This is a genomic window from Aquibium sp. ELW1220, assembly GCF_030398385.1.
In the GTDB taxonomy this organism is placed as follows: domain Bacteria; phylum Pseudomonadota; class Alphaproteobacteria; order Rhizobiales; family Rhizobiaceae; genus Aquibium.
The window spans coordinates 1-16,335 of the sequence record NZ_JAOAOQ010000071.1 but is presented as its reverse complement, the minus strand read 5'-3'; the positions used below and the strand labels follow the sequence as shown (position 1 = coordinate 16,335).

The window sequence follows — 16,335 nt, the reverse complement described above, 5'->3', positions numbered from 1 at the left end:
CGCCTCGAGATGGGCACGCCCGTCCTTCGACAGAAAACCACCGCGAATCATGCACCCAGCAGAATCGCTCGCCAAACGATCGTCAACGCCATTTCTTCGGGGGTTCGGGGAGTCGGGGTATTACTGATATCGGCGGACGGTGCGCCCCGGGGATGGACACACCGTCCGCCGATATCAGTAAACTGTCCCCGCATTTCCCCCCCGCGCCGCGCGCCTTCAGAACGGCAGCCGGGCATTCTCCTTCACCTCCTTCATGACGAAGAAGGTGCGGGTCTGGCGTACGCCGGGCAGCGCGATCAGCTTCTGGCCGTGCAGCTTGTTGAAGTCGGCCATGTCGCGGACGCGGATCTTCAGGAGATAGTCGAAGTCGCCGGCCACGAGGTTGCAGTCGAGCACCTCCTTCAGCTCCAGAGCCGCGCCTTCGAAGGCCGCGAAGCTCTCGGGCGTCGAGCGGTCGAGCACGACGCCCACCATCACCAGCGCGCCGAGACCGACGGCCCCGGGCGCCACCTCCGCGCGCACGCCGGTGATGAAGCCCTCGTCGAACAGGCGCTGCGTGCGCCGGTGGCAGGTGGCGGGGCTGACGTTCACCCGGGCCGCCAGATCCGCGTTGCTCAGCCTTCCCTCGGCCTGGAGGGCGCGCAGGATGCGCAGGTCGACACGGTCGAGCGCAGCCATGGAAGAACCTTTCGTCATCGGAAGCCAGGATGGAATTTTCCGGAGATTTCTTAGCCGTGAAGCCTCTCTGCGGGAAGTCGGGCCGGCAATTTCGGAAGCACATTTCGCGCCTGTTGCCTTAGGATCCGCGCCGAAACCGCCATGGAGCCCCCGATGTCCCTTCTCGACAAGTTCGAACGCTACCCCCTCACCTTCGGCCCCACCCCGATCGAGCACCTGCCGCGGCTGTCGGCGGCCATCGGCGGCGACGTCGAGATCTGGGCCAAGCGCGACGACTGCAATTCGGGGCTGGCCATGGGCGGCAACAAGCTGCGCAAGCTCGAATACATCGTGCCGGACGCGATCGCGTCGGGCGCCGACACGCTGGTGTCGATCGGCGGGGTGCAGTCGAACCACACCCGCATGGTCGCGGCGACCGCGGCCAAGATCGGCATGAAATGCGTCGTCATCCAGGAGAAGTGGGTGCCGCACTACGACGCCGTCTACGACCGCGTCGGCAACATCCTGATGACCCGCCTGATGGGCGCCGACTCGCGCCTCGTCGACGACGGCTTCGACATCGGCATCCGCAAGAGCTGGGAAGACGCCATCCAGTCGGTCAGGGACGCGGGCGGCAAGCCCTATCCGATCCCGGCCGGCGCCTCGGTACACAAGTTCGGCGCGCTCGGCTATGTCGGCTTCGCCGAGGAAGTGGCCGAACAGGAGAAGGCGCTCGGCTTCACCTTCGACTACGTCATCGTCTGCGTCGTCACCGGCTCCACCCAGGCCGGCATGATCGTCGGCTTCGCCGCGCAGGACCGCGCCGACCGCGTCATCGGCATCGACGCCTCGGGCACGCTCGACCAGACGCGGGCGCAGGTCCGCTCGATCGTCGACAACACCGCGGAACTGGTCGGCCTCGGCCGCGCCGTGCGCGAGGACGAGATCGTCATCAATCCCGACTATGCCTACCCCGCCTATGGCGTCCCGTCCGAGGAGACCAACGACGCCATCCGGCTCGCCGCGCGCACCGAGGCGATGATCACCGACCCGGTCTACGAGGGCAAGTCGATGCAGGGCATGATCGACCTGGCCCGAAAGGGCTTCTTCCCCAAGGGCTCGCGCATCCTCTACGCCCATCTCGGCGGCGCGCCGGCCATCAACGGCTACAGCTACTATTACAAGGAAGGCTGAGACCGGCCGAACCGGAGCGGGCGGCCGGGACCGCCGGCCGCCCGCTACTCCGCCGCGATCCGGCCCTCCTCGGCGAGCGGCGTCTCCACGTCGACCAGCATGCCGCCCGCCATCAGCAGTTCGGCGAAGCGGCCGCCGCGGGAAGCAAGCTCGGTATAGGTGCCGGTCTCGGCGACGCGGCCGTTCTCCAGGAACACGATCAGGTCGGCATTGCGGATCGTCGAGAGGCGATGGGCGATGATGAAGGTGGTGCGGCCACGCCTCAGCCGGTCGATCGCCTGACGCACCTTCTCCTCGGTCTCCACGTCGAGCGCGCTGGTCGCCTCGTCGAGCACGAGGATCGGCGCGTCCTTCAGCACGGCCCGCGCGATGGCGATGCGCTGCCGCTCGCCGCCCGACAGCCGGTTGCCCCGCTCGCCGGCCAGCGTGTCGTAGCCGTCGGTCTTCTGCAGGATGAAGTCGTGCGCCGCCGCCGCCGCTGCCGCGCCGTGCACCTCCTCGTGGCTCGCACCCTCGCGGCCGAAGCGGATGTTGGCCTCGATCGAGCGGTCGAACAGCCCGGCATCCTGGTAGACGGTGGCGATCTGGCGGCGCAGCGAGGCGCGGGTGACGGCGGCGATGTCGATGCCGTCGATGAGGATGGCACCCCCGTGCGGCTCGCGCACCCGCTGCAGCAGGCCGATCAGCGTCGACTTGCCCGAGCCCGTCGGTCCGACGATGGCAACCGTCTGCCCGGCCGCCACGTCGAAGGAAACGTCCTCCACCCCCGCGCCGGTGCCCGGGAAGCGGAAGTCGACCTGCCGGAACGACACGTCGCCGCGCACCTTCGGAAGCTCCGTGGCGCCGGCCGGCTCGTCGCGCAGGTCGGCCGCGTCCTCCATGCGGTAGAAATCCTCGAGCTTGGCGCGCGCCTCGAAGATCTGGCTGAAGAAGGCCGTCACCTGGTCGAGCCGGCCGATCAGAAGCGTGGCAAAGCCGGTGAAGGCGATCAGGTCGCCGACGCGCAGTTCGCCGCGCTCGACGAGCACGGCGCCGATCATGATCACGGCGATCATCGACAGCGTCGCGGCAAAACGGTTCAGCGCACTCGCCAGCGCCCACCAGTCGAGCACCGGGTTCTGCGCGGCGATCAGCGCGGCCGCATATTCGCGCAGCTGCCGCGCCTCGTCGGCCACCCGGCCATAGCCCTGCACCACCGCCACGTTGCCGACCGAATCGGACACGTGCGAGAAGACGCGGTGGTAGTGGCGCTCGACGCTCGCCTGGCCCTGCCGCGTGCGCGTCATCACCAGCCGGTTGATGACGACGTAGAGCACGCCGAGCACCAGGAGCACGAGGAACATGCGCCGGTCGAGCGTGAACGCCGTCGGCACCAGAAGCACCAGCGACACGGCGGTGGCCATGTGCTGGCGCATGAACTCCAGCCAGAGCGTGAACATCGCCTCCAGCGCCCGCAGCAGCGTGTGCTGCGACACCGAGGTGCCGCGCGCCTGGTGCCAGGCGAGCGGCATCGTCATCAGCCGCTCGTAGGCCTCGGTCATCACCACGGCGCGGCGCTTGTGGGCGAGCCGGTCGGCGCTGCGCGCTACCAGCACGAAGGCGATGATGTTGAAGACGCCGAGCCCGGCCCAGAGCGCGACCGACTGGCCGACGCCATGCTTGCTCGTCGCGGCATCGACGATCCGGCCGAAGGCGATCGGCTCGACGATGGCGACGGCGGCGAGCACCACGTTGGCCGCGCAGATGAGCGCGACCTTGCCGCGCTCGGCGGCAAGCAGGCGCAACGTCCGCCAGTAGATCTGGATGAGCGACATCGTGAAAACCTCAGGCCGCCTTGGGGGACGCAGGAAGGAAGGTGCCGGGGAACGCCGCGGGCTGGTCGGCCAGCAGCGGCCTTCCCTCCGACGGCGCGACAACGACCGTGACGTGGTGGTCGCCCTCGGCAGTGACGGGGAAGGTCCCGTCCGTTTCGGCACCGTCGAGCGTGATCGAGGGCACCGCGCCGCGCCGCACCTCGATGCGCCAGCTCGCGGCACCGAGCCGCAGCACGGCCTCGAAGCCGTTCCAGGCCGGCGGCAGGCAGGGCGCGACGGTGATGCGGTCGCCCGCCCGCCGGATGCCCAGGATGCCCTCGACGGCGGCGCGGTAGAGCCAGCCGGCCGAGCCGGTGTACCAGGACCAGCCGCCGCGTCCGTCCTGTCCCGGTCCGGCATGAATGTCGGCCGCCACCGCGTAGGGCTCGAGGCGGTAACGTTCGGCCGCCTGCGCATCCAGCGCGTGGTTGATCGGGTTCAGCATCGAGAACAGCCTGTAGGCGTCCTCGGACTGGCCGAGCCCGGTCAGCGCCAGCACCAGCCAGGCGGCCGCGTGCGTGTACTGCCCGCCGTTCTCGCGCACGCCCGGCGGATAGGCGCGGATGTAGCCCGGGTCGCGCTTCATGTCCGTGAAGGGCGGATCGAACAGCTTGACGATTCCGGCCTGCGGATCGACGAGCTGGCGCAGCGCGGCGGCGACCGCCATCCGGCCGCGCTCCTCGCTCGCGCCGCCCGACAGCACCGCCCAGGACTGCGCGATGGAATCGATCCGGCACTCGTCCGACAGGCGCGAACCCAGCGGCGTGCCGTCGTCATAGGTGGCGCGGCGATACCACTCGCCGTCCCAGGCCCTGCTTTCCAGCGCCGAACGGAGCCGCTCGGCATGGGCCGTCCACTCCTGCGCGCGCTGCGGATCCGAGCCGGCGACGAGCGGCGCGAAGTCGCGCAGCGCCTTCAGCAGGAACCAGCCGAGCCAGACGCTCTCGCCCTGCCCGTTCTCGCCGACGCGGTTCATGCCGTCGTTCCAGTCGCCGCCGAGCATCAGCGGCAGGCCGGAGGCGCCGGTGCGGGCGATCGCGAGGTCAAGCGCGCGGATGCAGTGCTCGCGCACCGTCACGCGGCCGGACGAGACGCCCGGGCGGAAGAAGGCATCGTGCTCGCCGGGCTTCAGCGCGGCGCCCTCGATGAAGGGCGTCGTGTCGTCCAGGATCGAGGCGTCGCCCGTCACCTCGATATAGCGGGCAACGGCATGCGCGAGCCACACCACGTCGTCGGCGATGCGCGTACGCACGCCCGGTCCGTTCGGCAGCCACCAATGCTGCACGTCGCCTTCGGGAAACTGCCGCGAGGCGGTGTTGAGGATCTGTGCGCGGGCCAGCGACGGATCGTGCAGCAGGAGCGCCAGCGTGTCCTGCAGCTGGTCGCGGAAGCCGTAGGCGCCGCTCGCCTGGTAGAAGGCCGAACGCGCACGCACGCGGCAGGCCAGCACCTGATAGGCCAGCCAGTGGTTGACGACGTGGTCGAAGGACGGATCGGGCGTCGCCACCGAAAGGGTCCGGCCGAAGCCGTCCCATTCGCCGCGAACCTGCCGCTCCCGCTCTGAAGGCGCAATCCCGCGGTGCCGGCGCACGAGGTCGAGCGCAGCCGCCCGCGAACCCGCGTCGCCGAGCAGGAAGGACACGTGCAGCGTCTCGCCCGGGGCGACCTCGATGTCGCGCGCGACCACCGCGCAGGGGTCGCGGCCCGCCTCGACGCGCCCGGACGGCATGGCGCCCGCCAGCACCATGTCCGGAAACCGCACGTCGCCGCGGCCGAGGAACTCGGCGCGGTCGCTGCCGAGAGCGACGTCGGCCACGTCGCTGCAGAGGAACGAGACGCGGTCGCTGAAGTCGATGCTGAACGGATTGCGGGCGGTCAGCACGCCCTCGCCCCACTCGATGCCCGGCAGGATCATCGCCGCCGTCTTCGCCCGGCGGTTGCCCAGCACCCATTCGGCATAGGCATAGACCCGCAGCCGTGCCGGCTCCGGTCCGTCATTGGCGATGGCGAGCGTCGACACCTTCACGGGATCGGCCGGATCGACGAGCTGCGTCAGCTCGACGGCGAGGTTCCCGTGCCGGCGCGAGAAGCTCGACAGGCCCTGGGTGTGGCGCGCGACGTAAGCCGCGCCCGGATCGCGCAAGACGCTCGCCGTCGGCGCGAAGGCCTGCCCGGTGTCGCGGTCGACGATGTAGATGCCCTCGCCCGGCCGATCGGTGACGGGGTCGTTGGACCATGGCGTCAGCTGGAAGTCGCGGCTGTTGCGGCTCCAGGTCGCGGAGGCGCCTTCGGCCGAGACCTGGAAGCCGAACGCGTCGTTCGCCACCACGTTGATCCAGGGCTGCGGCGTCCACCGGTCGCCGTCCAGATGCACGACATAGTCGCGCCCGTCCTCGTCGAAGCCGCCGAAACCGTTCCAGAAATCCAGCGTCTCCGACAGTTCTGAGGCGCGGTTCGAACCGGCCGCCGGCAGGAAGCCCGCCTCGCGGCGCGGCGCGGCGAGCACCGGGCGCTGGCGCGCATGTTCCATCGCCAGCGTCTCGGCGCGCTCCAGCTGCTGGAAGATCGTGCCGTTGCGGGCATTGAGCAGGACCCGTGCCGCCGCCACGATCGTCTTCAGCGTCTCCGCCTCGAGACGGTCGGCGCGGAGCGCGAAGATGTGATGGCTGCCGCCATCGGCGCCCTGCCGCAGCCTTTCGGCCGAGCAGAGACGCTCGAGTTCCTGCTGGAAGTCCTGCGCATAGCTCGGCAGTTCCTCGTTGAGCACGACGAGGTCGAAGATCACGCCGCGCGCCCGCAGGTAACCGTGCAGCCGCAGCGTCGTCGCGACCGGTTCGACATCGTCGGGACCGCTGACGCGCAGGACCACGACCGGATGGTCGCCGGATATCGACGCCGGCCACAGCAGCGTCTGCGATCCGAGACCTTCCGCGATGACCTCGGGGGCCGCGCGCAGTTCCGGATTGGCGAAATGCAGGAAGCCCGCCAGCCGTTGCGCCCCGGCGGCCTCGATCAGCGACAGGCCGTGATGGCGGGTCTGGATCTGCGAACGGGTCCAGGCGTGCGCCGCCTGCCGGTCGAAGGCTTCCTGATCCTCGAGCCGGATCGACAGGTCGTCGGCTTCCGCGCGGGTCGGGGCAACGATGGTCCAGAACGTCACGACCGTCTTCTTGCCGGCCGGCACCCGGACGCGGCAGCGCAGCGCCGCCACCGGGTCGAGGACATAACCCTGGCCGCCGCCCAGCACGGCGTCCGGCTGCATGGCCGCCGGATCGGCGATGGTGCGGCCGCGTCCGAGGAAGGCGCGGCGGTCGGTCTCGGCCTGGCGGTCGAGGATGATGCCGGGCTCGGCGGTGGCGAAATGCACCAGCACCGGCGTGCGGTCGCCCGGCGAACGCGGATTGCGCGTCGCGTGCAGCCGGCTGCGGTCCGGCGACAGTTCCGTCCGCACGAACATCTTCGAGAAGGCCGGGTGCGAGGCGTCGCCCGCCCGGTCGCCGAGCACGATCTCCGAGAAGGTTGTCAGGTCGATCAGCTTCTCCTCGGGGCCGTCATTGACCAGCGTGACGCGGCGCGCCTCGCCGTCGATCTCGCTCAGCACGACCACCTCGACCTCCGAGCGGAAGGCGCCGATCCACTTGCGGAAGGTCGCCTTGTCGTCTGCGAAGATGGTTTCCGCACGTTCGGCGGGATGGGCCTTCGGCGCGCCGGTGGCCGACCACCATTCGCCCGATGCCACGTCCGACAAGAGCACGAAGCTGCCCGACCGGTCCTCCGACGGATCGCCCGCCCAGCGCGTCACGGCCACGTCTCCGCACCGGCTGTATCCGGTGCCCTGCGCGGTGACGAAGACGCCGTAGCGGCCGTTGGAGAGCATGTTCGCCGCATGGCGCGCGGTCAGCGGATCGCCGAAACGGCGCAGGTCGGCGCCGCGTCCGGCGGACGCCTGCTTGATGCGGGTCGGCGCCTCTTCCTCGCTGCCGACGACGTTGATGATCTGGCGCGGCGCCTTTTCCTGCAGCAGCAGTTCGGCGGCCTCGATCAGCGGATCGGCATGGAAGCGGTCGCGCATGCGGCCGTTCATGATGGCGTTGCCGACGGCGACGATCGACATGCCCTGGTGGTGCGCCATGTAGTTGCGCACCGGGATGTGGGTCTTGCCGGCCGGCAGCCGTTCGGGGGTGAAGTCGACGGCATCGACATAGCCATACGCGCCGAGCGCGCCGAGGCGGCGAAGCTCGCGCAGGTTCGCTGCCGCCTTCGCCGGCTCGAACTGGGCGGCGAGGAAGCTCGCATAGGGCGCAACCACCATGTTGTCGGCCAGGCCGCGCTTCAGGCCGAGGCCCGGCACGCCGAAGGCCTGGTACTGGTAGTTCATGTCCTGGTCGCGAGCACTGTAGGCCGCTTCCGAGATGCCCCACGGCACGCCGTTCGATCGCCCGTAGGCGATGTGGCGACGGATGGCGAGGTTGCTCGACTGGTTGAGCAGGCCGCCGAGCGGCTCCTTCATCACCAGCGGCGGCATCAGGTACTCGAACATCGAGCCCGACCACGAGACGAGCGCGCCGCGAAGCGCGATCTCGGTGAGCGGCCGGCCGAGCCGGAACCAGTGCTCCGTCGGCAGGTCGCCCTTGGCGATGCCGAACAGGCTGGTCAGGCGCGCCTCGGACGCGAGCAGGTCATAGCAGGCCTCGTCCAGCTCCTGGTCCTCGACGCGGAAGCCGATCGACAGCAGCTTCCGGTCCTTCCGGAGCAGGAAGGAGAAGTCCATCTGCAGCGCGAAGCGGCGGGCGCGCTCGGCGATCGCCAAAAGCGCGGTCCGCAGCTCGGCGATGCCGTGCTCGTCGAGTTCCACGTCGGCCACGTGGGCCCCGCAGGTCGTCTCCAGCGCGATCGCCCAGTCGAGCAGCAGCCGGCTCTTCTGCGACCGCGTCTCCTCGTTCAGCGCGAAGGCGAGCTTGCGGATGTCGGCGGCGATGACCGGCAGGTTGACGACGCCCATCGATGCCGTCGCCGGTTCGGAGAGGATCGCGTCGACCGAGCGGCGCATGCCGTCCAGCCTGTCGCGCAGCCGCTGGCGCATGGCGCGCAGCGAACGCCGGTCGTCGGGCAGGTCGGCGAGCGTCTCCTCCAGCACCCGGATCACGTCGGAAATGCCGGCCAGATCGCCGTGCAGATGGATGGCCGGCGCCTCCGCCCAGGTGCGGTAGGCGGCCGCCAGCGTCAGCAGGTGACCGGCGAGGTTGCCGCTGTCGACGCTGGAGACGTAGCGCGGAGCCAGCGGCACGAGCGTGCGCGTGTCGTACCAGTTGTAGAGATGGCCGCGAAACTGCGGCAGGCGTTCGAGCACCGATAGCGTCCGGTCGCAGCGCTCGACCGCTTCCGACAGGCTGATCCAGCCGAAGTCGCGGGCGGCGATCACCGAGAGGAAGTACATGCCGACATTGGTCGGCGAGGTCCGTGGCGCGACGACGGGGGTCGGTCCTTCCTGGAAATTGTCGGGCGGCAGCATGTTGTGCTCGGCCGTGACGAAGGTCTCGAAATAGCGCCAGGTCCGCCGCGCGGCGATGCGCAGCTCGGTGGTGACCTCGGGCGACATCGCCAGGCGTTCCTCGCTGACGAGCGGCCGGCTCACCGCCCAGGCGATCACCGGCGACGACAGCCACAGCAGGGAGAAGGCCGCGGCAAGCCACACCGTCGGAGCGCCTGCCAGCGCTGCCGGCACCAGCGCCAGCGCCACGACCGGCGCCACGCCCCACATGCTGGCGACGTGGTAGGCGAGCCCGCCGCGGGCGCTGCGCGCCGTCTGCGAGGCCGTGCGCCATTCGAGCAGGCCGCGGCGGCTGAAGGCCATGCGGTAGGCCGTGCGGAGGATGGCGTCGGCCATCGAGCAGGCCTGATGCGCGGCGAACGCGACGGAGAGCACGACCTGTCCGGTCGCGGCCAGGAAGTCGCCGGTGGCCGCACGGGCATGGCCGCGATACGAGGTCTGCCGCGGCCGCACGATCAGGGCGCGGATGACGTCGACCGTCGGGGCGAAGAACAGGCACAGCATCAGCACGGCCTGCCACAGCAGCGCCTCGCGCAGCGGCAGGAAGGTCCACGCCGCAGACGACGCGCCTATCCAGGCGATCGGCATCAGCGAGCGGCGCAGGTTGTCGACCATCTTCCAGCGCGACAGGCCGGGAATGCCCGACGACGGCGCCACGAGCAGCGGCAGCAGCTGCCAGTCGCCGCGGGTCCAGCGGTGATGCCGTGCAACGTCGACCGAGTAGCGCGTCGGGTAGTCCTCGACCAGTTCGACGTCGCTGGCGAAGCCGGCATTGGCCCAGGCGCCTTCCAGAAGGTCGTGGCTCAGCACCGTGCCTTCCTCGATCCGCCCTTCCAGCACCATGCGCATGGCGTCGACGTGGTAGAGCCCCTTGCCGGTGAAGCTGCCGCTCTCGAACACGTCCTGATAGACGTTGGACACGGCGAAGACGTAAGGATCCATGCCGCGGTTGGCCGAAAAGACGCGCTGGAACAGCGAGGCCTCGTCGCCGGTCGTCAGCGAGGGCGTGACGCGCGGCTGCAGGATGGCGTGGCCCGAGACGACGCGGCGGCGGGCGGCGTCCACCACCGGCCGGTTCAGCGGATGCTGCATCTTGCCGACGAGCCGCCGCACGGCGTCGCGGGTCATGCGCGTGTCGGCATCGAGCGTCATGACGTAGCGCACGTCGGTCGGCAGCAGCGGGTCGTGCGGCATGTAGGTGGTGTGGGCGTCGCCGCGCAGCAGGGCGTTCAGCTCCTCGAGCTTGCCGCGCTTGCGCTCCCAGCCCATCCAGCAGCCCTCGCCCGCGCTCCAGACGCGGCGGCGATGCAGAAGGAAGAAGCGCGGCGCGCCCTCGCGCGGATGCTTGCGGTTGAGCTCGGCCACGCGCTCGCGGGCGAGGTCGAGCAGTTCCGCGTCGCCCTCGGCCTGTTCGACGCGCGCGTCCGGCCAGTCCGACAGGATCGCGAAGTGGATCTCGCCGTCCATGTTCGACAGGTAGTGCACCTCGAGGTTGCGCACCGCCTCGTCGATCTCGTCTCGCGTGCCGATCAGGGTGGGAACCACCACCAGCGTGCGCGCATCGGCGGGAACGCCCGCCTTGTACTCGTAGCCGACGAGGCTGCGCGGCGGGGCCAACAGCGCGGCGAGCGCGTTGAACAGCCCGAGCGCCGCCTCGCTGGCGGGGAAGGCGAACAAAACCAGCATCAGCGCGATCGCACCGCCGGTCATGCCGACGCGGTCGAGACCGCCGGCCGCCGCCGTCAGCATCAGCACCATGACGGCCAGCACCGGAACGGTGATCCCGATCCAGCCGGTCCTGGCGTAGAATCGACGGAAGCGATGGCCGAGCGGCGAGCCGATGCCGCAGGCGCGCTCGAGCACCGGCCTGTCGCTGCCCACCAGCAGCCGTCCGACGTCGCCATGGCCACCGGCCGGCGCGCGCTCGGCAGCCAGCGCCACCGCCTTCGCGGCGACTTCGGCCTCGGCCATGCGGGCCTTCTTCGAGATGACCTCGACGGCGCCGCGGTACTGGTCGCGCGAGGCGAAGTCGAGTTCGGCAAAATCCGTCCCGTCGCGCAGAACCTGGTCGACGGTGCTCAGCCCCTCGAACCACAGCGTCCAGTCGATGTCGTTGACGCGGCGCAGCCCGCGGATGGTGACGCCGGCGGCCGTGTTGCCGGCCGACAGGCGCTGCTGCTCGGCCGCCGCCGCCTGCTCCGGATCGGTGCCGATCCGCTCCAGTTCGACGCGCAGCCATTCGAGCGCCGCGCTGGCGTTGCGGGCGCCGTCGCGGAGGCGGAAGACGATCTGGCTGGAAAAGGCCGTGTCGCGCAGGTTGTCGCGGCGCAGCCGCAGCTGGCCGATCGGATCGCCATCGGCATCGGTCGCCAGCCGGTCGGCGAACAGGTTGGCGACGCGGCGCTCGCGGTAGCTGCGATAGGTGTCCGCCGCGACCCGGTCGAGGTTCTGCAGCAGGACGTAGCGCAGCAGCGACGGCAGCGCCCAGAGTTCGCCGATGAACAGCGGCTGCACCGTCTGGTAGCCGCGCACGAAGGCCTCGAAGCGCGTCGCGCCGATGACCCCGTCGCCATGATTGGCGAAGGCCCATGCGATCGCCAGGGCGCGTGGCGCCGCGCGGCCGTCGGGCAGCGTGCTCTGCGGCAGCTGGCGGTAGAATTTCTTCGGAAGGTCGCGCCTCACCTGGCGGACGGCGTCCTCCACCACATAGGCGTTGTCGAGAAGCCACTGCGCGGCCGGCGGCAGCTGCTCGTCCACGATGCGCGCCTTGTCCATCGCCTTGACCACGGCGTCGATGCGCCTGGCCGCACCGATGGTCTCGCTGCCGACGTCGACGATCCGCGGCGGCGGAAAATTCCCGCCCTCGCCACGCGCCATCTCGGCGCCGAGGCGTTCCAGCTCGATCTCCTCGCGGGTCGGCTGGCGATGAAAAGGCTGCCGCCCCGCCTGGGTTTCAGGTCGAGCGTCTGAGAGACGAACCGTGCCGGTCCGAATGGTCATGGATGATGATTCCGTAAGAGATCGCATCGGCTCCAGCCAAATTTTGGACCGACGCTAACGGGTATTTAGCGCAGTTCGTTGCGCTGCAACATCCGGAGGTTCGACACTAATTGTTTCAGTCCGCTAGGTGCCGTGCAGCGCAATATCCGGCCTCTCCTGCTGCCTTTTTCGGGCGGTATCGGAGGCTCGGGCTGCTTCGGCGGGCAGGCTTTTCCTTGCGGCCGGGAACCGGTAGTGCTTGGCCACCGGAACCCTCTGCCAGCGGAGACCGCCATGTCACGTGCCTTCCATCTCGTCGACGTCTTCGGCGTCGGGCCCTTCTCCGGCAATCCGCTTGCCGTCGTCGCCGATGCCGAGGGTCTCTCGTCCGAGGAGATGCAGGCGATCACGCGCTGGATGAACCTCTCCGAGACGGCTTTCCTGCTGAAGCCTCACCATCCGGATGCCGACTACCGGGTCCGCATCTTCACGCTTTCGCGCGAACTGCCCTTCGCCGGGCACCCCACGCTCGGCAGCTGCCACGCCTGGCTCGCCGGCGGCGGCAGGCCGCGACGGCCGGGCCTGATCGTGCAGGAATGCGGCGCCGGGCTGGTGAACGTGCGCGAGGCGGACGGTCTTCTTGCCTTCGCTGCGCCGCCGCTGCTCCGCTCCGGCCCCGTCGCGGCCGACGATCTCGCCGAAGCCGTCGCGATGCTGCGGATCGCCGCCTCCGACGTCGTCGAGTCGCGCTGGATCGACAACGGCCCCGGCTGGATAGGCATCATGCTCGCCTCGGCGCAGGCCGTGCTGTCGGTCGAGCCGGCCGGCCACCACCCGCGTCCCCTCGATGTCGGGCTCGTCGGGCCGTACCCGGACGGTGCCGAGGCCGCTTTCGAGCTGCGCGCCCTGTTCACCGGCCCGTCGGGCACCATCGTCGAGGATCCCGTCACCGGCAGCCTCAACGCCTCGGTCGGGCAATGGCTGTTCGAGAGCGGCAGGGCCAGCGGCGGCTATGTCGCCGCGCAGGGCACCCGGCTCGGGCGCACCGGCCGGATAGAAGTCACCCGGGACCGCGACGGGACCGTCTGGGTCGGCGGCAGAACCACGACGCAGTTCTCCGGGCGGGCCGTTTCATAGCGTTTCCGACGGCCCGGCGACGGACGCCGCCAGGGGATGGACACCTCGCCGCCGATATTCGGCCGCATTCCGGGAGCAGCGTCCGCGCGCTTTTCCAAGGGAACCCGTTGGGGGTTCCGACGCATCCAGACGGAGTTATTCCATGAAGCTGATCCTTGCCGCCTCCGCGGTCCTTCTCGCCGCCGCATCCTTCGCCCATGCCGCCGACGCACCGGTCCTGCGCGATGCCGGCCCGACGGGCGGCGTGCGCATCGGCGTGCTCGACTGCCGGATCGGCGGCGGCGTCGGCTATGTGCTCGGTTCGGCCAAGGAACTCGACTGCGTCTTCAAGCCGAGCCGCGCCAGCCGTTCGACCGACTATTACACCGGCACGATCCGCAAGCTCGGCGTCGACCTCGGCTTCACCACGCGCGGCCGCCTCGTCTGGGCGGTGTTCGCACCGACCGCGGGCTACCATGCCGGGTCGCTCGGCGGGCTCTACCGCGGCGCCACCGTCGAAGCCACGGCGGGCGTCGGCATCGGCGCCAACGCGCTGATCGGCGGCACGTCGGGCTCGGTCCATCTCCAGACCATCAGCGTGACCGGCCAGGTCGGCCTGAACCTCGCTGCGACCGGAACCTCGGTAACGCTGACGGCTTCGAACTGAAGCCACAGACGTTCGGCTGGCGGCGGGGCCCGGTCATCCGGTGTTCCTCGCCAGCCATTCGCGCCACTGCTTCTCGTCGCCGCGGAACACGTTCAGGTCGATCCGGCCGTCGACGCCCTGCGAGAGGCCCGATCCGGAATACTGCCAGAACACCCAGTTGCGCTGCGGATAGACCTTCGAGGGATGCTGCGCGACGGCCCGCACCCAGAACGGGTACTCCGTGAACTCGCCCTTCAGGTTCTCCTCGTAGAAGTCGGGCGTGGCGTAGACGATCGGCTTCTGGCCGTAATGCTTCTCCACCTTCTCCATGAAGACGCGCATCTTGGCGATCACGGTCTTGCGGTCGGGGCGCTTCTTGCAGTCCGACAGGTGGTTCCATTCCACGTCGAGCACCGGGGGCAGCGCGCCCTTCACCTTGGGCACGTTGCGGATGAACCAGTCCGCCTGCGAGGCGGCGTCGCGGCACCAGTAGAAGAAGTGATAGGCGCCGCGCGGCACGCCCGCATCCGCGGCGCGTGACCAGTTGAGCATGAACATCGGGTCGAGATGGTCGCCGCCGTCGGTCGACTTGATCCAGACGAAATTCGCGCCCTGATTGCGCAGGGTCTTCCAGTCGATCTCGCCCTGCCAGCGCGAAACGTCGACGCCGTGCACGGCATGGTCGCGCGGTGTCTTGGTGCCGAAATTGATCGGATGCGCATCGCGGAAGCGCTGCGGCTTCACCACCTTGTCCTTGAAGGCATTCAGCGCCGGCGACGGAATCGGGGCCGACAGCAGCGCGGTCTCGACGACCGGCGCGGCCTCCTCCTCGGCGAGCGACAGGATCTCGGGAACCGCCTGGGCCTGTTCCCCGGCAGCCGGCGCGTCGGCCCTGGAGATCGAGCTCGTCACCTCGTTCGAGGGCCGCGGGACGAGATCCTCGAATCCGGTCCTCGACGTGCACCCGACCAGCAGGGACAGCGACAGGAAGGCGATCGCGGGCGATGAATAACGCATGATACGCGGGACACACGGCTGACTGAACACGCGGCGGCCGACAGGGCCAGACCTTCCGCATTAGTGAACGGTCAATTACCAACAAAGTCTGAATCCGAATGATTCGGACCGGCTGATTCCCGCATCCGGCGCGGAAATCCCGCCTCACGGCTGCGTGATCCGTTCCTCCCGCCCCGTGCCCCCTCCCCGTTAACCCCATCGCAGGCTGCCAGAGTCCATCCTGCCGCCTGCAACGGAAAGCCATTCCCATGGTCAGAATCGTCGATCTCGACAAGGCACGGCGCGAGCGCGACCGGCGCAACCGGCCGCACCGTCCGCCGGGCCGGGTCCGCACGATCCTCATCCGCATCCTCGTCGCCATCGCAGTGGTGGCGCTGCTGGCGCTCGCCGCCAACTGGCGCTCGATCTGGCCCGCGGCGACACCGGGCGGCGGCCTCGTCGGCCTCTACCTGCCGCCGTCGACGCGGGGCGGCAGCGCGGATGCGGCCGTGCCGGCTCCGACCGTCGAGGTCGCGGCCAGGCGCTTCCCGCTCTGCGGCTCCGGCGCGCGGATCGACTGCGTCGTCGACGGCGACACGATCTGGCTCGCCGGCACCAAGATCCGCCTCGCCGACATCAACACGCCGGAAGTCTCCAGCCCGCAATGCGCGGCGGAGCGGCGGCTCGGCGAACGCGCGACGCTCCGGCTGCAGGTCCTTCTCGAGGCCGGCCCCTTCGAGCTTCGCGCCGACGGCCGCGACGAGGACCGCTACGGCCGCAAGCTGCGCACCCTCGTGCGCAACGACCGCTCGCTCGGCGACACGCTCGTCGCCGAAGGCCTCGCCCACCCCTGGAACGGCCGCCGTGAAAGCTGGTGCGGGTAGAGCACGCCTCGCCCGGCACTCCTCGCCTCTCCCGCATCGCGCCGGCAACGCCGCCCCCATCCTCCATCCCCACGACGTGGGGGGAGGTGCCGAGCGAAGCGAGGCGGAGGGGCGCGCCGGACCACACCCGAAGCTGTCGAAGCAGGCACGACCGGCATGGCCAGGCAGACGGCAACACTCCCGCGCATCGACGTCCGAAGGATCGGCATCGGCATAGCCGTCGCCACGCCTTGCACCCGGCATCCCCCCCTCCGTCGTCGCTTCGCGCCACATCCGCCGCTCCCCGCCGTCGTCGCTTCGCGCCACATCCGCCGCTCCCCCCCTACGTCTCCAAACCTCCCTGTACCCTTTTCCCGCGGTTTCTGGATGCACGCCGTGGGTCGCGCGAAGTGAAGCGGAGCGGAACGGAGCGTGACCCACGGGCGACGGCCCGAATCGGCGTAGCTTTCCCGAACCGAG

8 protein-coding genes are annotated in these 16,335 nt (G+C 69.9%); 4 read left to right on the top strand and 4 right to left on the bottom strand.

What is annotated here, in order from left to right; translation table 11 throughout:
• Nucleotides 1-216: 216 nt before the first annotated feature.
• Nucleotides 217-678, bottom strand: a complete 462-nt coding sequence (locus N1F91_RS29910; RefSeq protein WP_289997516.1) for an Lrp/AsnC ligand binding domain-containing protein — start codon at nucleotides 676-678, stop codon at nucleotides 217-219.
• Nucleotides 679-831: 153 nt separating this feature from the next.
• Between N1F91_RS29910 and N1F91_RS29905 the strand changes: the two genes are divergently transcribed.
• Nucleotides 832-1,851 (top strand): 1-aminocyclopropane-1-carboxylate deaminase, encoded by a 1,020-nt coding sequence (locus N1F91_RS29905; RefSeq protein ID WP_289997514.1) that lies wholly within the window; start codon nucleotides 832-834, stop codon nucleotides 1,849-1,851.
• A gap of 44 nt (nucleotides 1,852-1,895) precedes the next feature.
• Here the strand turns inward: N1F91_RS29905 and N1F91_RS29900 are convergent, their stop codons facing one another.
• Both N1F91_RS29900 and N1F91_RS29895 read right to left on the bottom strand, forming a co-directional pair.
• Complete coding sequence (locus N1F91_RS29900; protein ID WP_289997512.1) at nucleotides 1,896-3,665, bottom strand: glucan ABC transporter ATP-binding protein/ permease; 1,770 nt, start codon at nucleotides 3,663-3,665, stop codon at nucleotides 1,896-1,898.
• A 10-nt stretch (nucleotides 3,666-3,675) separates the two neighbouring features.
• Nucleotides 3,676-12,255, bottom strand: a complete 8,580-nt coding sequence (locus N1F91_RS29895) for a glucoamylase family protein (protein ID WP_289997510.1) — start codon at nucleotides 12,253-12,255, stop codon at nucleotides 3,676-3,678.
• A 273-nt stretch (nucleotides 12,256-12,528) separates the two neighbouring features.
• On the opposite strand from N1F91_RS29895, the gene N1F91_RS29890 reads away from it, so the two are divergent.
• Together N1F91_RS29890 and N1F91_RS29885 are read left to right on the top strand one after the other, a co-directional pair.
• On the top strand, nucleotides 12,529-13,371 hold the full coding sequence (locus tag N1F91_RS29890) for a PhzF family phenazine biosynthesis protein (RefSeq protein WP_289997509.1): 843 nt from the start codon (nucleotides 12,529-12,531) through the stop codon (nucleotides 13,369-13,371).
• Nucleotides 13,372-13,513: 142 nt separating this feature from the next.
• A complete protein-coding gene (locus tag N1F91_RS29885) occupies nucleotides 13,514-14,017 on the top strand; it encodes a DUF992 domain-containing protein (RefSeq protein ID WP_289997508.1) in 504 nt (167 codons plus the stop codon).
• A 33-nt stretch (nucleotides 14,018-14,050) separates the two neighbouring features.
• Here the strand turns inward: N1F91_RS29885 and N1F91_RS29880 are convergent, their stop codons facing one another.
• Nucleotides 14,051-15,013: a GH25 family lysozyme gene (locus N1F91_RS29880; RefSeq protein ID WP_289997507.1), complete on the bottom strand. Its 963-nt coding sequence runs from the start codon at nucleotides 15,011-15,013 to the stop codon at nucleotides 14,051-14,053.
• Nucleotides 15,014-15,261: 248 nt separating this feature from the next.
• On the opposite strand from N1F91_RS29880, the gene N1F91_RS29875 reads away from it, so the two are divergent.
• Complete coding sequence (locus N1F91_RS29875; protein WP_289997506.1) at nucleotides 15,262-15,876, top strand: thermonuclease family protein; 615 nt, start codon at nucleotides 15,262-15,264, stop codon at nucleotides 15,874-15,876.
• The last annotated feature ends 459 nt before the right edge of the window (nucleotides 15,877-16,335 follow it).